General features: G+C 59.4%; 21 protein-coding genes and 1 tRNA gene. 16 read left to right on the top strand and 6 right to left on the bottom strand.

The genetic code is table 11. The features are described 5' to 3' along the window. Nucleotides 1-9 precede the first annotated feature (9 nt). The 8 genes from phrB to LOY43_RS23745 are packed head-to-tail and all read left to right on the top strand — an operon-like array spanning nt 10 to nt 6,800. Nucleotides 10-1,455 carry a deoxyribodipyrimidine photo-lyase gene (gene phrB, locus LOY43_RS23710; protein ID WP_177409287.1) on the top strand — a complete coding sequence of 482 codons (1,446 nt, stop codon included), beginning with the start codon at nt 10-12 and terminating at the stop codon, nt 1,453-1,455. Next, nucleotides 1,448-1,870, top strand: coding sequence for a nuclear transport factor 2 family protein (locus LOY43_RS23715; RefSeq protein ID WP_258708813.1), 423 nt, complete (start codon nt 1,448-1,450; stop codon nt 1,868-1,870). The genes phrB and LOY43_RS23715 overlap by 8 nt, the downstream gene beginning before the upstream one ends. Beyond that, nucleotides 1,867-2,649 (top strand): SDR family oxidoreductase, encoded by a 783-nt coding sequence (locus tag LOY43_RS23720; RefSeq protein ID WP_093441397.1) that lies wholly within the window; start codon nt 1,867-1,869, stop codon nt 2,647-2,649. Before LOY43_RS23715 ends, LOY43_RS23720 begins: the two co-directional genes overlap by 4 nt. Beyond that, complete coding sequence (locus tag LOY43_RS23725; protein ID WP_095050613.1) at nt 2,646-3,893, top strand: NAD(P)/FAD-dependent oxidoreductase; 1,248 nt, start codon at nt 2,646-2,648, stop codon at nt 3,891-3,893. Before LOY43_RS23720 ends, LOY43_RS23725 begins: the two co-directional genes overlap by 4 nt. Continuing rightward, nucleotides 3,890-4,705, top strand: a complete 816-nt coding sequence (locus tag LOY43_RS23730; RefSeq protein ID WP_095125790.1) for a DUF1365 domain-containing protein — start codon at nt 3,890-3,892, stop codon at nt 4,703-4,705. Before LOY43_RS23725 ends, LOY43_RS23730 begins: the two co-directional genes overlap by 4 nt. Next, nucleotides 4,692-5,957 (top strand): cyclopropane-fatty-acyl-phospholipid synthase family protein, encoded by a 1,266-nt coding sequence (locus LOY43_RS23735; RefSeq protein ID WP_093441411.1) that lies wholly within the window; start codon nt 4,692-4,694, stop codon nt 5,955-5,957. The genes LOY43_RS23730 and LOY43_RS23735 overlap by 14 nt, the downstream gene beginning before the upstream one ends. After that, complete coding sequence (locus LOY43_RS23740) at nt 5,950-6,441, top strand: DUF2878 domain-containing protein (protein WP_095050611.1); 492 nt, start codon at nt 5,950-5,952, stop codon at nt 6,439-6,441. Before LOY43_RS23735 ends, LOY43_RS23740 begins: the two co-directional genes overlap by 8 nt. A 53-nt stretch (nt 6,442-6,494) precedes the next feature. Then, the gene (locus tag LOY43_RS23745; protein ID WP_077574517.1) at nt 6,495-6,800 is read left to right on the top strand and encodes a YkgJ family cysteine cluster protein; all 306 of its coding nucleotides are present in this window, start codon (nt 6,495-6,497) and stop codon (nt 6,798-6,800) included. A gap of 132 nt (nt 6,801-6,932) precedes the next feature. Here LOY43_RS23745 and LOY43_RS23750 read toward each other — a convergent pair whose 3' ends face one another. The 6 genes from LOY43_RS23750 to hemA form a co-directional block, all read right to left on the bottom strand. Next, entirely contained in the window at nt 6,933-7,451 is a 519-nt protein-coding gene (locus LOY43_RS23750) for an acyloxyacyl hydrolase (RefSeq protein ID WP_095125792.1), read from the bottom strand. Between the two features lie 111 nt (nt 7,452-7,562). Then, nucleotides 7,563-8,354, bottom strand: a complete 792-nt coding sequence (gene murI, locus LOY43_RS23755; protein WP_258708814.1) for a glutamate racemase — start codon at nt 8,352-8,354, stop codon at nt 7,563-7,565. Continuing rightward, the gene (locus LOY43_RS23760) at nt 8,347-9,102 is read right to left on the bottom strand and encodes a molybdopterin-synthase adenylyltransferase MoeB (protein WP_095125793.1); all 756 of its coding nucleotides are present in this window, start codon (nt 9,100-9,102) and stop codon (nt 8,347-8,349) included. Before LOY43_RS23760 ends, murI begins: the two co-directional genes overlap by 8 nt. Beyond that, entirely contained in the window at nt 9,096-9,926 is an 831-nt protein-coding gene (gene prmC / locus LOY43_RS23765; protein WP_095050607.1) for a peptide chain release factor N(5)-glutamine methyltransferase, read from the bottom strand. The genes LOY43_RS23760 and prmC overlap by 7 nt, the downstream gene beginning before the upstream one ends. After that, the gene (prfA, locus tag LOY43_RS23770; protein ID WP_095050606.1) at nt 9,927-11,009 is read right to left on the bottom strand and encodes a peptide chain release factor 1; all 1,083 of its coding nucleotides are present in this window, start codon (nt 11,007-11,009) and stop codon (nt 9,927-9,929) included. Next, nucleotides 11,006-12,292, bottom strand: a complete 1,287-nt coding sequence (gene hemA / locus LOY43_RS23775; protein WP_007951716.1) for a glutamyl-tRNA reductase — start codon at nt 12,290-12,292, stop codon at nt 11,006-11,008. Before hemA ends, prfA begins: the two co-directional genes overlap by 4 nt. Before the next feature lie 182 nt (nt 12,293-12,474). On the opposite strand from hemA, the gene LOY43_RS23780 reads away from it, so the two are divergent. The 8 genes from LOY43_RS23780 (at nt 12,475) to ychF (ending at nt 19,396) form a co-directional block, all read left to right on the top strand. Further along, nucleotides 12,475-14,199 carry a tetratricopeptide repeat protein gene (locus tag LOY43_RS23780; RefSeq protein WP_095050605.1) on the top strand — a complete coding sequence of 575 codons (1,725 nt, stop codon included), beginning with the start codon at nt 12,475-12,477 and terminating at the stop codon, nt 14,197-14,199. A 3-nt stretch (nt 14,200-14,202) separates the two neighbouring features. Beyond that, nucleotides 14,203-14,820 (top strand): lipoprotein insertase outer membrane protein LolB, encoded by a 618-nt coding sequence (gene lolB / locus LOY43_RS23785; RefSeq protein ID WP_095050604.1) that lies wholly within the window; start codon nt 14,203-14,205, stop codon nt 14,818-14,820. A gap of 3 nt (nt 14,821-14,823) precedes the next feature. Next, nucleotides 14,824-15,675 (top strand): 4-(cytidine 5'-diphospho)-2-C-methyl-D-erythritol kinase, encoded by an 852-nt coding sequence (ispE, locus tag LOY43_RS23790; RefSeq protein ID WP_095050603.1) that lies wholly within the window; start codon nt 14,824-14,826, stop codon nt 15,673-15,675. 36 nt (nt 15,676-15,711) lie between these two features. Next, nucleotides 15,712-15,786, top strand: a tRNA-Gln gene (locus LOY43_RS23795). Nucleotides 15,787-15,831: 45 nt separating this feature from the next. Next, nucleotides 15,832-16,773, top strand: coding sequence for a ribose-phosphate pyrophosphokinase (locus LOY43_RS23800; protein WP_003171603.1), 942 nt, complete (start codon nt 15,832-15,834; stop codon nt 16,771-16,773). A 141-nt stretch (nt 16,774-16,914) separates the two neighbouring features. Further along, nucleotides 16,915-17,517: a 50S ribosomal protein L25/general stress protein Ctc gene (locus tag LOY43_RS23805; protein ID WP_095050602.1), complete on the top strand. Its 603-nt coding sequence runs from the start codon at nt 16,915-16,917 to the stop codon at nt 17,515-17,517. A gap of 171 nt (nt 17,518-17,688) precedes the next feature. Beyond that, nucleotides 17,689-18,273 carry an aminoacyl-tRNA hydrolase gene (pth, locus tag LOY43_RS23810; RefSeq protein WP_008079560.1) on the top strand — a complete coding sequence of 195 codons (585 nt, stop codon included), beginning with the start codon at nt 17,689-17,691 and terminating at the stop codon, nt 18,271-18,273. A 22-nt stretch (nt 18,274-18,295) separates the two neighbouring features. Next, complete coding sequence (gene ychF, locus LOY43_RS23815) at nt 18,296-19,396, top strand: redox-regulated ATPase YchF (protein ID WP_007912904.1); 1,101 nt, start codon at nt 18,296-18,298, stop codon at nt 19,394-19,396. Nucleotides 19,397-19,409: the final 13 nt, after the last annotated feature.

The following is a 19,409-nucleotide window of genomic DNA, read 5'->3' on the forward strand; positions in this document are numbered from 1 at the left end:
AGTGCCGACATGCAATTGATCTGGCTGCGCAGCGACTTGCGCCAACATGACAACACCGCCCTCGCGGCCGCCGCAGCGCGCGGCCCGACGGTCGCCGTGTACCTGTTGAGTCCGCAGCAGTGGCTGGAACATGACGATGCGCCGTGCAAGGTCGACTTCTGGTTGCGCAACCTCGATGAGCTGAGCAAAAGCCTCGCCGCGTTGAATATTCCGTTGCTGATCCGTACTGCCGCGCATTGGGATCAAGCCCCAGCGGAACTGCTCAAGCTCTGTCGGCAACTGAAGATTGAAGCCGTCCACGTCAACGAAGAATATGGCGTCCATGAAAGCCGTCGCGATGCAGCGGTGGCGGACATGCTGAAGGCTGAGGGCATCACGTTTCACAGCTACCTTGATCAGTTGCTGTTCAAACCCGGCAGCGTGCTGACCAAGACCGAGAGTTACTTCAAGGTGTTCAGCCAGTTCCGCAAAGTCTGTTATGAACGCTTGCACCGCTCGATGCCTGCGTTGGTCAAGGCACCAGGCAAACAGGCAAAACTTGCCATCGACAGCGACCTGATTCCCGACTCCGTCAAAGGCTTCGCCACACCGAGCCAAACCCTGCGCGATCTGTGGCCGGCTGGCGAACAGGAAGCCCGGCGCCGTCTCGACACCTTCACCGACGCGCAGATCGACTACTACCAAAGCGAACGCGACTTCCCGGCCAAGCCCGGCACCAGTCAGCTCTCGGCATACCTCGCTGCCGGGGTGATTTCGCCGCGCCAATGCCTGCACGCCGCCCTGCAAAGCAATCAGGGCGAGTTCGAGAGCGGCAAGGTCGGTGCGGTTACCTGGATCAACGAGCTGCTGTGGCGCGAATTCTACAAGCATATTCTGGTCGGCTATCCACGGGTCTCGCGGCACCGCGCGTTTCGCCCGGAAACCGAAGCGCTGGCCTGGCGTGATGCACCGGACGATCTCGCCGCGTGGCAAGAGGCGCGCACCGGTCTGCCGATTATCGACGCGGCCATGCGCCAATTGCTCGAAACCGGCTGGATGCACAATCGCCTGCGCATGATCGTGGCGATGTTCCTGACCAAAAACCTGCTGATCGACTGGCGCGAAGGCGAGCGTTTTTTCATGCGTCACCTGATTGATGGCGACTTGGCGGCGAACAACGGCGGCTGGCAATGGAGCTCGTCGACGGGCACCGATTCGGCTCCGTACTTCCGCATCTTCAATCCGTTGAGCCAGTCGGAAAAGTTCGACAGCGAAGGCCTGTTCATCAAGCACTGGCTACCGGAACTGGCGGCTCTCAACAAGAAAGAAGTGCACAACCCGGCCGACGTCGGTGGTTTGTTCGGCGTGGCGGACTACCCGTCGCCGATCGTCAACCTCAGCACTTCGCGCCAGCGCGCATTGGCCGCCTTCAAGAACCTGCCTTCGCGTACGTCTTCCGGAGGCGATGATGAGTGAATTCCTGCGCCGCTTCGCCCGGCAATTTTCAGCGTTGAACAAAGACAACCTGCAAAACCTCGGCGAGCTGTACAGCGATGACATTGACTTCACCGACCCACTGCACGAGGTGCAAGGGTTGGCGCAATTGCGCGACTACTTCGGCGAGCTGTACGCCAACGTCAGCGAACTGCGCTTCGATTTTCATGGTTTCGACCAGATCGGCGACTGCGAAGGCTACCTGCGTTGGGTCATGAGTTATCGCCATCCGCGCCTGGCGGGTGGCCGTGTGATTCGTGTCAGCGGCTGCTCGCACCTGCTTTGGCACGACAAGGTTTATCGCCATCGGGATTATTTCGATGCCGGGGCGCTGCTGTATGAACACTTGCCAGTATTGGGCCGGGTCATCGCCTGGCTGAAAAGGAGAATGGGATGAGTCGTACACCTCCACGGCGCTATTGGTTGACCGGGGCCAGCAGTGGCATCGGCGCGGCGCTGGCTGAAGAGATCCTGAAAACCGGTGCGCACCTGGCGGTCAGTTCCCGTCAGATCGCCCCGCTCAAGGTCTTGTCGCAACGCTATCCGGGGCAAGTTCTGGTGGTGCCGGGGGACCTGACCAACAGCCAGACGGTTCGCGAAATCGGCGAGCAGATCGCCACGGATTGGGGTTCGCTGGATTCGGTGATTCTCAACGCCGGCACCTGCGAGTACGTCGATGCCAAGCAGTTCGACGCCTCGATCATCGAGCATGTGGTGCGCACCAACCTGCTCGCCAGCAGCTACTGCATCGAGGCCGCGCTGCCGCTGCTGCGCAAAGGCACCGCGCCGCATCTGATCGGCGTGGCCAGTTCGGTCACCTACCTGCCGCTGCCACGGGCCGAAGCCTACGGCGCCTCGAAGGCCGGATTGCGTTACCTGTTCGAATCGCTGCGCATCGATCTGGCCGACGAAGGCATTGAAGTCACCGTGGTCAGCCCCGGTTTTGTGGAAACACCGCTGACCGCGAAAAACGATTTCCCCATGCCGTTGAGCTGGCCTGTGGATAAAGCCGCGCGGCACATCTTCGCCAAGCTCAAAGATCGGCCATTGGAAATCGCCTTCCCGGCGCTGTTCATGGCCGCGCTGTGGCCGCTGTCGAAGCTGCCGGCACGCGTGCAACTGGCCATCGGCAAGCGCATGGTGCGCAAGTCGCCTCCGCTGACGGATCCGACATGAAAATTGCCATCGTCGGCAGCGGCATCGCCGGGCTTACCTGCGCTTACCTGCTCAATCGCCGCCATGAAGTGACGGTGTTCGAGGCGGGCGACTGGGTCGGTGGCCACACGCACACGGTAGACGTCACCGTCGCAGGGCAGCCCTACGCCGTGGACACCGGCTTCATCGTGTTCAATGACTGGACCTACCCGAACTTTATCCGCCTCCTCGGCCAGCTTGGCGTGGCGTTCAAACCGACCGAAATGAGTTTTTCGGTAACCGACCCGGACACCGGCCTGGAATACAACGGCAACAACCTCAACAGCCTCTTCGCCCAGCGCAGCAATCTGTTGTCGCCGGGGTTCTGGGGCATGTTGCGCGACATCCTGCGCTTCAATAAAGAAGCCCAGCGTGACCTCGTCGAACTGCGCATTGCCGCCGACACCACCCTCGACGAATACCTCAAGGCCGGCGGCTACGGCGAACGTTTCATCCTGCATTACATCGTGCCGATGGGTTCGGCGATCTGGTCGATGCCGATGGCGGAAATGCTCAACTTCCCCCTGCAGTTTTTTGTGCGGTTCTTCAAGAATCACGGGCTGTTGTCAGTCAGTGATCGGCCGCAATGGCAAGTCATCGAAGGCGGCTCGAGTGCTTACATCGCGCCACTGACGGCCGCGTTCAAGGACAGGATTCGGCTCAATTGTCCGGTCACCCGGGTCGATCGCGATGTGCATGGCGTAGTTATCCACAGCCCGGCAGGCCTCGAGCATTTTGATCGGGTGGTGTTCGCCTGTCACAGTGACCAGGCGCTGAAACTGCTGGCGGTGCCCAGCGAAGCCGAACGCGCGATCCTCGGTGCCCTGCCCTACGCCGACAACGAAGTAGTGCTGCACACCGACACGCGTTTGCTGCCAACGCGCAAACTTGCCTGGGCCAGCTGGAACTATCGACTCAGCGGCGCTGGCCATACTCACGCCGCCGTCACCTACGACATGAACATTCTGCAGGGCATTCAGAGCGACACCACGTTCTGCGTCAGCCTCAATCAGAGTGCCGGCATCAGCCCCGACAAAGTGCTTGCCCGCTACACCTACGCCCACCCGCAGTTCAGCCTCGCGGCCGTGGCCGCGCAGCAGCGCTGGGGCGAGCTGGATGGCGCGCAACACACACATTATTGCGGCGCCTATTGGGCCAACGGTTTCCATGAGGACGGTGTCGTCAGCGCCTTGCGCGTGGCCGCCGCGTTCGGGGAAAGCTTATGAACAGCGCCCTGTATAGCGGCTGGATCGGCCATCGGCGTTTTTCGCCGCGCCGCCATGAATTCCGTTACCGGATCGGCTTGCTCTACCTCGATCTCAGCGAACAGGACGCCGTGCTTGCACTGTCGCCGCTGGCCGGACGCAGTCGCTTTGCGCCGTTTTCATTTCGCGAGACTGACTACCTGAAGACCTTTACCGGCCGTGGCATACGCCTGATCGATGCCGTACGCCAGCAGGTCGGCATCGCCATCGGCCACGAACCGCAAGGCTCGATCTGCCTGCTGACCCAGGCGCGCAGTTGGGGGCTGTCGTTCAACCCGGTGAGTTTCTTTTACTGCCATGAGGCGGACGGGCAACTGGCGGCGATCGTCTGTGAAGTCACCAACACGCCGTGGGGCGAGCGCTATCACTATGTGTTGCCGGCGCGCCCGCCGGTCAATCTGCAGGATTTCCATCAGCACTTTGCCGTGGCCAAAGCCTTTCACGTTTCGCCGTTTCTGCCGCGCGATCTCGAATACCGCATGAGCTTCAGCCCCGCCGCGCAAAAACTCGGCGTGCACATGGCTGACTGGCAGGGCGAGCACAAACTGTTCGACGCGACGCTCAATCTGCAACGCGAAAGCCTCGACCGGCGCAGCCTGCATCGTTACCTGCGGCGCTTTCCGTGGATGACCGCGAAAACCGCCCTGGCCATTTACTGGCAAGCGCTGCGACTGCTGCTCAAACGCGCACCGATTTTTGCTCATCAGACTGCCGACGGCAGTTTTCAAACAGCCACTGTGCCTCCCAAGGAGCACCGCCATGAAATCCTCTAGTCTGTCGGTCAGTCGGCTCAGCACCAACGGTTTGACCGGGTCGCTGCTGCGCCGTGGCGTGCTGCGCCAATTGGCTCAGTTGAAAAACGGGCAACTGTTGGTGGTCGAGGACGGCGAACGCCTGATGTTCGGTACCCCGGGCAGTGCTTTGCTCGGGGAAATCCATGTGCTCGATCCGGCCGTCTGGGGCATGGTTGCCGGGAACGGTTCGATTGGCGCCGGCGAGGCCTTTATCCACGGCTACTGGAGTTCGCCGGATCTGACGGCCGTGGTCCGCGTGTTCGTCAGCAACCTCGACGTGCTCGATGCCATGGAGGGCGGTCTGGCCCGTCTCAGCCGGCCGTTGGTGCAAGGTCTGCACTGGCTCAACCGCAACACGCGCAAGGGTTCGCAGAAGAACATCGCCGCGCACTACGACCTTGGCAACGATCTGTTCGAGCAGTTTCTCGACCCGACCATGATGTATTCGGCGGCGCAGTTCCTGACCCCGGAAGACAGCCTCGAACAGGCACAACTGAACAAACTGGAGCGGATCTGTCAGAAGCTCGCGCTGCAACCCAGCGACCATTTGCTGGAGATCGGCACCGGCTGGGGCAGCATGGCGCTGTATGCCGCGCAACATTATGGCTGCCGCGTGACCACCACGACCCTGTCGAAAGAGCAGTACGCGTTTACCGCGCAACGCATCGAACAACTGGGTTTGCAGGATCGCGTCACGCTGTTGCTCAAGGACTACCGCGACCTGACCGGCGAATACGACAAACTGGTGTCGATCGAGATGATCGAAGCCGTCGGCCACCGCTTCCTGCCGACCTACTTCAAACAGTGCGCGCAGTTGCTCAAGAGCAACGGCCTGATGTTGATCCAGGCGATCACCATCCGCGAGCAGCGTTACGAACAGGCCAAGCGCGGCGTCGATTTCATCCAGCGCTACATCTTCCCCGGCGGCGCCCTGCCCTGCGTGCAGAAAATGCTCGAAGTGGTCGGCCGCGACACCGACATGAACCTGCTGCACATGGAAGATTTCGGCCTGCACTACGCCCGCACCCTGCGCCTGTGGCACGAGAACTTCCGCCGCGCCCATGGCCGCTTGAGCGAACTGGGCTATGACGATTATTTCCTGCGGCTGTGGGAGTTTTACCTGTGTTACTGCGAGGGCGGTTTCCTCGAACGCACCATCGGCACCGCGCAGTTGCTACTGGCCAAACCCGCCGCAATGACTGCGCCGCTGCTCGGACGCTTCGATGCTTGAGCGTGTCGCCAATGCCGTACTGTTCCAGATCGGCTGGCTGACTTGCGTGCTCGGCGGCAACAGCCTGTGGTTGCTGGTCGCGCTGGCGGTGCTGGTGATCCATCTGTGCTGGGTCAGCAGTTGGGCGGCTGAGGGGCGTTTGATCCTCAGCGTGGTGATTGTCGGCACCGCTGTCGACAGTGTGTTGCGCGGTGCCGGGGTGTTCGCGTTTCAGGATCAGTCGCCGCTAATTCCGTTGTGGCTGATGTTGCTCTGGGCGTTGTTGGCGACCACCTTGCGCCATTGCCTGGCTTGGAGCGCGCGGCCCTGGTGGCTGGCGAGCTTACTCGGCGCTGTCGGCGGCGCGCTGTCGTATTACGCTGGCGGGCGCCTGGCCGGGGTGCAATTTCCCTATGGCGAACTGCCGACGCTGATCGGTATCGGCCTGCTCTGGGCGCTGCTGTTTCCGTTGCTGCATACGATGGCTCGGCGGCTGGCGCACTGAGCGTCTGTCAGACCTTTCACACGTGTGCCGGCCACTGCCTTACACTGCCGACCATGAAGACCATTCCACACCAACAAATCACGGAACCGGCGGTCACTTGCTCGACCTGCGCGGCGTGTTGTTGCCAGCTCGAAGTGATGCTGATCACCGACACTGGCGTGCCTGATCGCTTTATCGATACCGATGAGTGGGGCGGCGAAGTGATGCTGCGTCTGGATGACGGCTGGTGCGCGGCGCTGGATCGCGACACGATGATGTGCACGATCTATGAGAAGCGTCCGCTGATTTGCCGCGAGTTCGAGATGGGCGCGCCGGAGTGCATTGAAGAACGCAAAGGCATCACGACTGCCTACCGCTGATCACAAGAACACCCCAAAACAAATGTAGGAGTGAGCCTGCTCGCGATAGCGGTCTTTCATTCAACATCTTCGTTGAACATGAAACAGCTTTCGCGAGCAGGCTCGCTCCCACAGGGGTCAAGCGTTTAGCCGTTAGAGCGGCATCGTGTAATGCAGCGAGTAACTTTCTACACCGTCGTTGTCACTGGCCAGACCGGCGTTGGAATAGTGTGTCGCACGAATCCCGACTTCATGCCCGCCATTGAAACGCAGACCAAAACCGAAACGGTCTTCGAACTGGAAAGAGCCGCCGAGATTATTGGATTCGTACTTGGTATTGGAGAACGCGGCTACGCCGATCCCCGCCTCGACATACGGTTTGACCGATTCACCGGCAAACTCATAAACAAATACCGGCGAGAACGACAGGCTGTTGTTACTGGAGGTCTTGTCACCTTCCCAGTAAGTGTAAGCCCCGCTCCAGTAACCGGTCAGGCGACCGACGTCACTTTGCAGCCAGCTCTTGTCCCAGTCGAAATTCATGCCCAAGCGGTACGTCATGGTCGAGTCGCTGGTGGCCCCCACCGCAAACTCAACACCTGCCGCTTGTGCAGTAATACTTTGCCCCATCAGTGCGGCCGCAATCGCGGCCAAGCAGAATAGTCGCTTCACGTTGAAACTTCCTTTTCCGGAACGATCGTTTGGTTTCTAGATAACTCTTCGCTATAGAAGCTGGCGCCTACTTAGAAGTTCAGCTGATTTTTTAGTTATTTCACAATTTTTTTACAAGTCGAAGTTTTGCACTTCGCCAGAGTTTTGTCCGAGCAGTGGCAGGATGTTTTTGAAGTACTCAGGATCGGCGCTGGTCCAGAATCTGACCGGTTGGTTCGGGCCGACAGCGAGCAAATCGCGCTCCGCCAAAAGCCGCTGAAGTTGCCGCGCCACAGCAGCGCCAGTATCGATCAGGCTAATGTCCGCGGGGATCATCGACTTGAGCATCGGCTTGAGAAAGGGATAGTGGGTGCAGCCCAAAATGATCGTGTCGCAACCGCTGGCCAACAGTGGCTCGACATACCCTTGCAGCAACTGGCGCAACTCGGCGCTGTGCAGATCGCCGCTTTCAATCAGCTCGACCAGACCGGGACATGGCTGAGTAATCACGCGCACGTCGGTGGCAAAGCGATCAAGCAGTGCGGCGAACTTGGCGCTCTGCAACGTGCCGGTGGTGGCGAGCACACCGACCACTCCGCTGCGGGTCGCGGCAGCGGCAGGTTTGACCGCAGGCTCCATGCCGACAAGCGGCCAGTCAGGGAAATCACGGCGTAGATCGGCGACACCCGCGACCGTCGCAGTATTGCACGCGATGACCAAGGCCTTGGCGCCTTGCTCGCGGAAAAACCCGGCCATCACGCTGCAGCGCTGGCGAATGAATTCAGGGGTTTTCTCACCGTAGGGAATGTGCCCGCAATCAGCGACATAGAGCAGCGATTCATTGGGTAGCAAACGCTGGATTTCCGCCAGCACCGACAAGCCGCCGACGCCGGAGTCGAACACGCCGATCGGCGCTTCACGCATGGCGCGGACCACAGACGCTGCAACCCGGATCGCGTTTGACCCGCAACTCGCGGAAACGCGAACCGAGGGCATCGATCAACAACAAGCGCCCCACCAGTGGTTCGCCAAAACCGACCAAAACCTTCAAGGCTTCCAGTGCTTGCAGGCTGCCAACCAGGCCGACCAGCGGCCCGACCACACCGGCTTCGCTGCAAGTCAGTTCGGCTTCGCTGCCGTGCCCATATAAACAGTGGTAACACGGACTCTCGGCACGACGCGGGTCGAACACCGACAACTGCCCTTCCAGCCGAATCGCCGCGCCACTGACCAAAGGTTTGCACGCCGCCACACACGCGGCGTTGACCGCTTCGCGGGTGGAAAAATTATCGGAACAGTCGAGCACCAGATCCACCGCCGCCACGGCAGCAGCGAGAGAATCCTCGTCCAGTGCCTGACGATGAGCGATCAGTTGGATTTCTGGATTGATCGCCGTCAAACGCTTGAGCGCCGAGTCGACCTTGCTCATACCGACGCTGTCGGTGTCGTGAATAATCTGGCGTTGCAGGTTGGTCAGATCGACCGTGTCGAAATCCGCCAGATGCAATTCACCGACACCCGCCGCCGCGAGATACAAGGCAACCGGTGCACCGAGACCGCCGAGGCCGACGATCAACACGCGACTGTCCTTGAGCTTCAGTTGCCCATCGATGTCGATGTGTTGCAGCAGAATCTGCCGGCTGTAGCGCAGCAATTCCTGATCATTCAGCACGGCAGGCGCCCCAGACTGATGCGTTGATGGCCGCCCAGATCGGTGCGGCTGTGGACCTCTTCAAAACCGCGCGTGAGCAGCAAATCGCGCACGGCTTCGGCTTGATCATAGCCGTGTTCGAGCATCAGCCAGCCAGCGGCCTCCAGATGTTCCGGAGCCTGCGCGACGATCAAACGCAGATCGTCGAGTCCATCCTCACCGGCAACCAGCGCACTGGCCGGTTCGAAGCGCACATCGCCCTCGACCAGATGCGGATCGGCCGCAGCGATGTACGGCGGATTGCTGATGATCAACTGGAAACGCTGACCTTCCAGCGCGCTGAACCAATGACTGCTCAGCACCGTGGCGTTGTTCAAATGCAGACGCTGACGATTGCGTTCGGCCAAGGCCACGGCTTCGAGTACGCGATCCACGGCAGTGACTTTCCACGCCGGACGTTCGCTGGCCAAGGCCAACGCAATTGCGCCACTGCCAGTGCCGAGGTCGAGCACTTTGGCCGGCGTCGCGGGGAGCAACTCCAGCGCCGCTTCCACCAGCAATTCAGTGTCAGGACGCGGAATCAGCGTGTGCGGCGCGACTTCAAGATCGAGTTTCCAGAAGCCCTGCTGCCCGAGAATATAAGCCACCGGTTCACCGCTACGGCGGCGTTGCAAGTACTCGGCAAAAGTCAGCGCCGCTTCGCTCGGCACGATGCGCTCGGGCCAGGTGTGCAGAAAACTGCGCGATTTGCCCAGTGCAGCGGCGAGAAGCAACTCGGCATCCAGACGCGCAGTCGGTGAATCCGGCAATTCCGCGGCACGCAACAGGCTGGCAATGATGGTCATTTATTCACCTATCGCTGCGAGTTGGTCAGCCTGGTATTCGGCCAGCAATGGCTCGATCACCGCTTCAACGCCACCGGCAAGAATTTCGTCAAGGGAGTACAGGGTCAGGTTGACGCGATGGTCAGTGACCCGGCCCTGAGCAAAGTTGTAGGTACGAATTCGCTCGGAACGGTCGCCCGAGCCAACCAGCAATTTACGCTCGCTGGCGATCGCGTTGGCCGCCGCTGCGGTTTGCTGATCGTTGAGTTTGGCCGACAGCCAGGCCATCGCCCGAGCGCGGTTCTTGTGCTGGGAACGTTCTTCCTGACACTCGACGACAGTGCCGGTCGGTATGTGCGTGATGCGGATCGCCGAGTCGGTGGTGTTAACGTGCTGACCGCCGGCCCCGGAGGAGCGGAACGTATCGACGCGCAAATCCGCCGGGTTGATCTCGATGGCTTCGCGCTCGTCCGGCTCGGGCAATACCGCCACGGTGCAGGCCGAGGTGTGGATACGGCCCTGTGATTCGGTAGCAGGCACGCGCTGTACGCGGTGCGCACCGGATTCGAATTTCAGCTTGCCGTAAACGTTGTCGCCTTCGATGCGGGCGATGACTTCTTTATAGCCACCGTGTTCGCCTTCGTTTTCCGACAGGATCTCGACACGCCAGCCGCGCCGCTCGGCGTAACGCGAGTACATGCGGAACAGGTCGCCGGAAAAGATCGCCGCCTCGTCGCCACCGGTGCCGGCACGGATTTCGAGAAAGACGTTACGGCCGTCGTTGGGATCCTTGGGCAGCAACATGCGTTGCAGGTCGGCTTCCAGGGTGATCAGCAATTCCTTGGCTTCGCGGACTTCTTCCACGGCCATTTCACGCATGTCCGGGTCGCTGTCCTTGAGCAGCGCCTGCGCGCCTTCAAGATCGCTTTGTACGCTGAGCAGCTTTTTATAGCCTTGTACCACCGGCTCAAGTTCGGCGTATTCCTTGGAATAAGCGCGGAATTTGGCCTGATCGGCAATGACTTCGCCGTCGCCGAGCAGCGCGGTCAGTTCCTCGAAACGGTCCTGGAGGATGTCCAGCTTATTGAGCAGTGACGCTTTCATTGCGGTTTTTTATCCGAAAAGCTATCCGGTGAGCCCTCGAGGGCAAAGAGTTCCTGGGCCATGGCCAGCGCATCGAGGCGGCCTTCGGCAGAAAGCTTTTTCAGTTGCACACTGGGCGCATGCAACAGTTTATTGGTCAGGCCACGGGCCAGTTGTCCGAGCACGTCTTCGGCGTTGCCGCCATTGGCCAGCAGGCGCAGGGCTTTTTGCAGCTCCTCGTCGCGCAGGCGTTCGCTTTGTTGACGATAGGCCTTGAGCACGTCGACCGCCGCCAGTTCGCGCAGGCGCACCATGAAATCGTCAGCACCGACCGAGACCATCTCTTCGGCGGCTTGCGCTGCGCCTTGGCGGCTCTTGAGGTTTTCGGCGACCACTTCGTGGAGATCGTCAACGCTGTAGAGGTAAACGTCGTCCAACTCGCCGACTTCCGGCTCGATATCCCGGGGAACGGCGATGTCGACCATAAAGATCGGTTTGTGCTTGCGCAGTTTCAATGCGCTTTCCACCGCGCCCTTGCCAAGAATCGGCAACTGACTGGCGGTTGAACTGATGACGATATCGCTGCGCACCAGTTCGGCCGGGATGTCCGAGAGCAACACCGCGTGAGCACCGAACTGCTCGGCCAGCAGACTGGCCCGTTCCAGAGTGCGGTTGGCAACGACGATGCGCTTGACGCCCAGTTCGTGCAAATGGCGGGCGACCAAAGTGATGGTCTCGCCGGCGCCGATCAACAAAGCCTGACTGCGCTGCAAATCACTGAAAATCTGCTTGGCCAGGCTGACGGCGGCAAACGCCACTGATACCGGGTTTTCACCGATGGCGGTGTCGGTGCGTACCTGTTTGGCGGCATTGAAGGTTGCCTGAAACAGCCGCCCCAGCAGCGGCCCGATGGTGCCGGCCTCGCGGGCCACGGCGTAGGCCGATTTCATTTGACCGAGAATTTGCGGCTCGCCCAGCACCAGCGAGTCGAGCCCGGAGGCGACGCGCATCATGTGACGAACTGCCGCATCATCTTCATGCACATAAGCACTCGCGCGCAGCTCATCGAGGCTTAAATGGTGATAGTCGGCCAGCCAGCGCAGCACGATATCGGCCGAAAGCTGATCCTGTTCTATATAAAGCTCACTGCGATTGCAGGTGGAGAGGATCGCAGCTTCGCGGCTGTCGGTCAGTCGGCAGAGCTGCTGCAAGGCCTCCACCAGCTGTTCAGGAGTAAAAGCCACGCGCTCGCGGACGTCTACTGAAGCAGTCTTGTGGTTGATACCGAGTGCAAGGAAGGCCATTCAAGGTCGCTGATGGTGACGTGAAGCCGGCAATTGTCCACCTTCGAAAGATTCAGAACAACTACCGCTGACTATTGTCCCAATCGTCAGCCCCTATAATGGGCACAATTGAGTCTCGGTTATGTTTGGCCGAAGGCTTGTGTCATGATGATCCGACCGCAGGTTAGTCGTCCTCTTCCTATATGAATAGATCTTCCGCGTTGCTCCTCGCTTTTGTCTTCCTCAGCGGCTGCCAGGCCTTGGCGCCCGTTTCGCCGGACGGTACGCCTTCGGTCGAAGACACCACGCCCGCGCCTGAAAAGCCCAAGGTTTACAGCTCGTTCAGCGAGGAAACCGTTTTCAGCCTGTTGAGCGCCGAACTCGCCGGCCAGCGCAATCGTTTCGACATTGCCCTGGATAACTACGTAACCCAGGCCATCAACACCCAGGATCCGGGTGTCTCCGAGCGTGCGTTCCGTATCGCCGAATATCTGGGCGCCGATCAACCGGCCCTCGATACCGCGCTGATCTGGGCGAAAAACGCCCCGGACGACCTCGAAGCGCAACGCGCCGCGGCCGTGCAACTGGCGCGTGCCGGGCGTTATGACGACTCGATGGTCTATATGGAGAAAGTCCTGCAGGGTAAGGGCGATACCCATTTCGACTTCCTCGCGCTGTCGGCCGCCGATACCGATCAGGAAACCCGTAACGGCCTGATGAAAAGTTTCGACCGTTTGTTGCAGCGCCATCCGAACAACAGCCAGCTGATTTTCGGCAAGGCCCTGTTGTTGCAACAGGACGGCGACAACAAAGCCGCACTGGCATTGCTCGAAGACCACCCGCCGGAAGAAGGCGAGATCGCCCCGATTCTGCTGCGCGCGCGCCTGCTGCAATTGCTGAACCGTGGCGACGAAGCGCTGCCCCTGCTGCAAAAAAGCATCAAGAAGTACCCGGACGACAAACGCCTGCGCCTGACTTACGCGCGCATGCTGGTTGAGCAAGACCGCATGGACGACGCCAAGGCCGAGTTTTCCAGTCTGGTTCAGCAATACCCGGAAGACGACGAACTGCGTTACTCGCTGGCCTTGGTCTGCCTGGAAGCCAAGGCCTGGGACGAGGCCAAGGGTTATCTGGAAGATTTGATCGCCCGCGAAAGTCACGTCGATTCGGCGCACCTGAACCTCGGTCGCATCGCTGAAGAGCGCAACGACCCGCAAGGCGCCCTTATCGAATACGCCCAGGTTGGCCCGGGCAATGATTATCTGCCGGCGCAATTGCGTCAGGCCGATATCTTGATGAACAACGGCAAGACCGCTGAAGCGCAGAGCAAACTCGCCGCCCAGCGCGACGAGCAACCGGATTACGCGATTCAGCTCTATCTGATCGAATCGGAAACCCTGTCGGCCAACAAACAGGACGACAAGGCCTGGAAAGTATTGCAACACGCCTTGCAGCAATACCCGGACGACCTGAATCTGCTCTACACCCGGGCGATGCTCGCGGAAAAACGCAATGATCTGGCACAGATGGAAAAAGACCTGCGCCTGATCATCAAGCGCGATCCGGACAACGCCATGGCGCTTAACGCGCTCGGCTACACCTTGTCCGACCGCACCACACGCTACGCTGAAGCGAAAGCGCTGATCGAGCAGGCGCACCAGATCAATCCGGAAGACCCAGCCGTACTCGACAGCCTCGGCTGGGTGAATTACCGCCTGGGCAATCTGGATGACGCCGAGAAATATCTGCGTCAGGCGCTGGAGCGCTTCCCTGATCACGAGGTCGCCGCGCACCTCGGTGAAGTGTTGTGGACCAAGGGCAACCAGCGTGAAGCCAAACAAATCTGGGGCAAATTCCTCAAGGATCAGCCCGACAGCACCATTCTGCGCAGCACCATCAAGCGCCTGACCGGATCCGAGACTCTCTAACCCATGTTTTCGCGCCACGTTATTGTTTTCAGCTTCATCGCCCTGCTCGCCGGCTGCTCGGGTTTTGGTACCCGCGAATCGGTCGAGGGCCACGGCAGTCCGGCTCAATGGGCCGCTAACAAACAACAGCTGACCGGCCTTGATGGCTGGCAGATCGACGGCAAGATTGGCATCCGCGCGCCGAAAGATTCCGGTAGCGGCACGCTCTTCTGGCTGCAACGTCAGGACTATTACGACATTCGCCTGTCCGGCCCGCTGGGTCGTGGCGCCGCGCGACTGACCGGGCGTCCGGGCAAAGTGTCGCTGGAAGTCGCGAATCAGGGGCGCTACGAATCGCAGTCCCCGGAAGCCTTGCTCGAAGAACAGCTTGGCTGGAAACTGCCGGTGTCGAATCTGGCCTGGTGGGTGCGTGGCCTGCCCGCTCCAGACAGCAAAAGTCGCCTGAACCTGGACGCCGACAGCCGTCTGGCCAACCTGGAACAGGATGGCTGGAAGGTCGAATACACCGCTTACACCGAACAAAACGGTTACTGGTTGCCCGAGCGCATCAAACTGCACGGCACTGACCTCGACGTGACGCTGGTGATCAAGACCTGGCAACCGCGCAAGTTGGGGCAGTAACCCATGACCGCTGCACGCCTGACCCTGCCGTCGCCGGCCAAACTCAACCTGATGCTGCACATTCTCGGTCGCCGTGAAGACGGTTATCACGAGTTGCAGACGCTGTTTCAGTTTGTCGATTACGGCGATGAAATCACTTTTGCCGTGCGTGATGACGGTGTGATTCAACTGCACACCGAGTTCGCCGGCGTGCCGCATGACAGCAACCTGATCGTGCGTGCAGCAAAAATGCTCCAGCAACAGTCCGGTTGCACGCTCGGCATCGATATCTGGATTGATAAAGTCCTGCCCATGGGCGGCGGCATCGGTGGCGGCAGTTCGAACGCGGCGACGACTTTGCTCGGCCTTAATCATTTGTGGCAGTTGAGCTGGGATGAAGATCGCCTGGCCGCACTGGGCCTTTCGCTGGGGGCCGACGTACCGGTTTTCGTCCGTGGCCACGCGGCGTTTGCCGAGGGCGTGGGCGAGAAACTCACCCCCGTGGATCCCGAAGAACCGTGGTATCTGGTGCTCGTGCCGCAAGTCTCTGTAAGTACGGCAGAAATTTTTTCCGATCCTTTGTTGACACGTAACACGCCGCCCATTAAAGTGCGCCCCGTTCCCGAGGGAAACAGTCGAAATGACTGCTTGCCGGTGGTTGCAAGGCGTTATCCAGAAGTACGTAACGCATTGGATTTGTTAGGTAAATTTACCGAAGCAAAGCTCACCGGAACTGGAAGTTGTGTGTTTGGGGGCTTCCCAAGCAAAGCTGAAGCTGATAAAGTCTCGGCCCTTCTGACAGAGACCCTTACAGGGTTTGTAGCCAAAGGCAGCAACGTTTCGATGTTGCACCGCAAGCTGCAAAGTCTGCTCTAAAGGAACCAAGTGCACGGCACTTGATGCAACAGATACAGGGGCGTCGCCAAGCGGTAAGGCAGCAGGTTTTGATCCTGCCATGCGTTGGTTCGAATCCAGCCGCCCCTGCCATTTTCTATACTCATCCAGGTTACCCTCAGCCTCTAGGTACTGCGCGTGTCCAAGATGATGGTCTTTACGGGGAATGCTAACCCCGATCTGGCTCGGCGTGTTGTACGTCAGCTGCATATCCCTCTCGGTGACATCTCTGTCGGTAAGTTCTCCGACGGCGAAATTACTGCCGAGATCAATGAAAACGTTCGCGGTAAAGACGTTTTCATTATTCAGCCGACTTGCGCCCCGACCAACGATAACCTGATGGAACTGGTAGTGATGGCTGATGCCTTCCGCCGCTCCTCGGCTACTCGTATCACTGCTGTTATTCCTTATTTTGGTTATGCCCGTCAGGATCGCCGTCCGCGTTCCGCACGTGTGGCTATCAGCGCGAAAGTCGTTGCTGACATGCTTACCGTAGTCGGCATCGACCGTGTTCTCACGGTTGATCTGCATGCTGACCAGATTCAGGGTTTCTTCGATATTCCGGTAGATAACATCTACGGCTCCCCGGTTCTGGTGGATGACATTGAAGATCAGCGCTTCGAAAACCTGATGATCGTATCCCCGGACATTGGTGGCGTCGTGCGTGCACGTGCCGTTGCCAAATCCCTGGGCGTGGATCTCGGGATCATCGACAAACGCCGTGAGAAAGCCAATCACTCTGAAGTGATGCATATCATCGGTGATGTCGAAGGGCGTACCTGCATTCTGGTCGATGACATGGTCGATACCGCCGGCACTCTGTGCCACGCGGCCAAGGCCCTGAAAGAGCATGGCGCAGCCAAGGTCTTTGCCTACTGCACACACCCTGTGCTGTCGGGTCGGGCCATCGAGAATATCGAAAATTCCGTGCTGGACGAGCTGGTGGTGACTAACACCATCCCGCTGTCCGCTGCAGCACAAGCCTGTGCACGTATCCGTCAACTGGATATCGCACCGGTTGTTGCCGAAGCGGTTCGCCGCATCAGCAATGAAGAATCGATCAGCGCGATGTTCCGTTAAGGGCCCTGCCCTTCTCGAAATGTCTCGTTGACGAAAAGCGCCCCGCCCCGGCATTCCTGCCGGGGCGGGGCTTTTTTGCCCATACCGTGTTCGGCGCTGGTCGCAAACGCCACTCGGTCATGGCTATTTTGGAGATACAAAATGAACGATTTTACTCTGAATGCTGAAGTGCGTTCCGACCTGGGGAAAGGTGCGAGCCGCCGCCTGCGTCGTCTCGCCGCTCTGGTTCCAGCTGTTGTTTACGGTGGCGAAAAAGCCCCTGAATCCATCAGCATGCTGGCCAAAGAAGTTGCCAAACTGCTCGAAAACGAAGCTGCCTACAGCCACGTTATCGAACTGAACGTTGGCGGCAAAAAGCAGAACGTCATCATCAAAGCTCTGCAACGTCACCCGTCCAAGGGTCACGTTCTGCACGCTGACTTCGTACGCGTCGTAGCCGGTCAGAAACTGACCGCTATCGTGCCTGTGCACTTTGTTGGTGAAGAAGCTCCGATCAAGAAAGGCGGCGAGATCTCGCACGTCCTGAACGAAATCGAAGTAACTTGCCTGCCGAAAGATCTGCCTGAGTTCATCGAAGTCGACCTGTCGGCTCTGGAAATCGGCGCAATCGTCCACCTGTCCGACCTCAAAGCCCCTAAAGGCGTTGAGTTCGTTGCACTGGCTCACGGTGACGACAAAGCTGTTGCAAACGTACACGCTCCACGCGTTGCTCCAGAAGCTACCGAAGAAGGCGCAGCAGAGTAATTCACTCTGTTTAGCCTGAGTGAGCAAGTAACATCGCGGACTGGAACGTAGCGAGAAAGCGGGCGAGAACGCGGAGTTTACATCCATGGTAAATGAGCATTTTTCGTCCACTTTCGCCGCTTTGCCTGATTGCGGCGATGTTACTCACTACTCAAAGGAAGGGCCCCTATCGTGACTGCCATCAAACTGATCGTTGGCCTGGGTAATCCAGGCGCCGAATACGACCAGACCCGGCATAACGCAGGGGCCCTTTTTGTTGAGCGTATCGCCCACGCACAGAATGTGAATCTTGTGGCCGATCGCAAATATTTTGGCCTGACCGGGCGCTATTCGCATCAGGGTCAGGATGTTCGTCTGCTGATTCCCACCACTTACATGAACCGCAGCGGCCAGGCCGTGGCGGCACTCGCCGGTTTCTTCCGCATCAAGCCTGAAGAAATTCTGGTGGCGCATGACGAACTCGACTTGCCTCCGGGCGTTGCCAAGCTCAAACAGGGCGGCGGCCATGGCGGTCACAACGGGTTGCGCGACATCATTGCGCAACTGGGCAATCAGAATACGTTCTACCGCCTGCGGCTTGGCATTGGCCACCCGGGCGTCGCCAGTATGGTTTCAAATTTCGTCCTGGGTCGTGCGCCACGCGCCGAACAGGAAAAACTCGATGCCAGCATCGACTTTGCCCTCGGCGTGCTGCCGGATATCCTCGCCGGTGAATGGAACCGCGCGATGAAAAACCTGCACAGCCAGAAGGCCTGACTCTACTCCGAGGGGAAACACCATGGGATTCAATTGCGGCATCGTCGGCCTGCCTAACGTCGGCAAGTCCACCCTGTTCAACGCCCTGACCAAATCCGGTATCGCGGCCGAGAACTTCCCCTTCTGCACCATCGAGCCGAACAGCGGCATCGTGCCGATGCCGGATCCGCGTCTGGAAGCACTGGCGGCCATCGTCAATCCGAAGCGCATCCTGCCGACCACCATGGAATTCGTCGACATCGCGGGCCTGGTGGCCGGCGCCTCGAAAGGTGAAGGCCTGGGCAACAAGTTCCTCGCCAACATCCGCGAGACCGACGCCATCGCTCACGTGGTGCGCTGCTTCGAAGACGAAAACGTGATCCACGTTTCCAACAGCGTCGACCCGAAACGCGACATCGAAATCATCGACCTGGAACTGATCTTCGCCGACCTCGACAGCTGCGAGAAGCAACTGCAGAAAGTTGCGCGCAACGCCAAGGGCGGTGACAAGGATGCAGTCGTTCAGAAAGCATTGCTTGAGCAACTGATCGCGCACTTCACCGAAGCCAAACCGGCGCGCAGCCTGATGAAGAACATGAGCGCTGACGAAAAGGCCGTGATCAAGGGCTTCCACCTGCTGACCACCAAACCGGTCATGTACATCGCCAACGTTGCTGAAGACGGTTTCGAGAACAACCCGCACCTGGACGTGGTTCGCGCCATCGCCGAAGAAGAAGGCGCGATGGTCGTTCCGGTCTGCAACAAGATCGAAGCTGAAATCGCCGAGCTCGATGACGGCGAAGAGAAGGACATGTTCCTCGAGGCCCTGGGCCTGGAAGAGCCTGGCCTGAACCGCGTGATCCGCGCCGGTTACGAAATGCTGCACCTGCAGACCTACTTCACCGCCGGTGTCGAAGAAGTCCGCGCCTGGACCGTCAAAGTCGGTGCCACCGCACCTCAGGCTGCCGGCGTGATCCACACCGACTTCGAGAAAGGCTTCATCCGTGCCGAAGTCATCGCCTACAACGACTTCATCCAGTACAAGGGCGAAGCCGGTACCAAAGAAGCCGGTAAATGGCGCCTGGAAGGCAAGGATTACATCGTCAAGGACGGCGACGTGATGCACTTCCGCTTCAACGTGTAAGCGTTACGCCCAA

It is taken from the genome of Pseudomonas sp. B21-041 (assembly GCF_024748675.1).
Classification (GTDB): Bacteria; Pseudomonadota; Gammaproteobacteria; order Pseudomonadales; family Pseudomonadaceae; genus Aquipseudomonas; species Aquipseudomonas neuropathica.

Bases quoted from the DNA above. Each gene is read 5' to 3' on its own strand.
- phrB (WP_177409287.1), top strand. From the start codon at position 10: ATGCAATTGATCTGGCTGCGCAGCGACTTGCGCCAACATGACAACACC.
- LOY43_RS23715 (WP_258708813.1), top strand. From the start codon at position 1,448: ATGAGTGAATTCCTGCGCCGCTTCGCCCGGCAATTTTCAGCGTTGAAC.
- LOY43_RS23720 (WP_093441397.1), top strand. From the start codon at position 1,867: ATGAGTCGTACACCTCCACGGCGCTATTGGTTGACCGGGGCCAGCAGT.
- LOY43_RS23725 (WP_095050613.1), top strand. From the start codon at position 2,646: ATGAAAATTGCCATCGTCGGCAGCGGCATCGCCGGGCTTACCTGCGCT.
- LOY43_RS23730 (WP_095125790.1), top strand. From the start codon at position 3,890: ATGAACAGCGCCCTGTATAGCGGCTGGATCGGCCATCGGCGTTTTTCG.
- LOY43_RS23735 (WP_093441411.1), top strand. From the start codon at position 4,692: ATGAAATCCTCTAGTCTGTCGGTCAGTCGGCTCAGCACCAACGGTTTG.
- LOY43_RS23740 (WP_095050611.1), top strand. From the start codon at position 5,950: ATGCTTGAGCGTGTCGCCAATGCCGTACTGTTCCAGATCGGCTGGCTG.
- LOY43_RS23745 (WP_077574517.1), top strand. From the start codon at position 6,495: ATGAAGACCATTCCACACCAACAAATCACGGAACCGGCGGTCACTTGC.
- murI (WP_258708814.1), bottom strand. From the start codon at position 8,354: ATGCGTGAAGCGCCGATCGGCGTGTTCGACTCCGGCGTCGGCGGCTTG.
- prmC (WP_095050607.1), bottom strand. From the start codon at position 9,926: ATGACCATCATTGCCAGCCTGTTGCGTGCCGCGGAATTGCCGGATTCA.
- prfA (WP_095050606.1), bottom strand. From the start codon at position 11,009: ATGAAAGCGTCACTGCTCAATAAGCTGGACATCCTCCAGGACCGTTTC.
- hemA (WP_007951716.1), bottom strand. From the start codon at position 12,292: ATGGCCTTCCTTGCACTCGGTATCAACCACAAGACTGCTTCAGTAGAC.
- LOY43_RS23780 (WP_095050605.1), top strand. From the start codon at position 12,475: ATGAATAGATCTTCCGCGTTGCTCCTCGCTTTTGTCTTCCTCAGCGGC.
- lolB (WP_095050604.1), top strand. From the start codon at position 14,203: ATGTTTTCGCGCCACGTTATTGTTTTCAGCTTCATCGCCCTGCTCGCC.
- ispE (WP_095050603.1), top strand. From the start codon at position 14,824: ATGACCGCTGCACGCCTGACCCTGCCGTCGCCGGCCAAACTCAACCTG.
- LOY43_RS23805 (WP_095050602.1), top strand. From the start codon at position 16,915: ATGAACGATTTTACTCTGAATGCTGAAGTGCGTTCCGACCTGGGGAAA.
- ychF (WP_007912904.1), top strand. From the start codon at position 18,296: ATGGGATTCAATTGCGGCATCGTCGGCCTGCCTAACGTCGGCAAGTCC.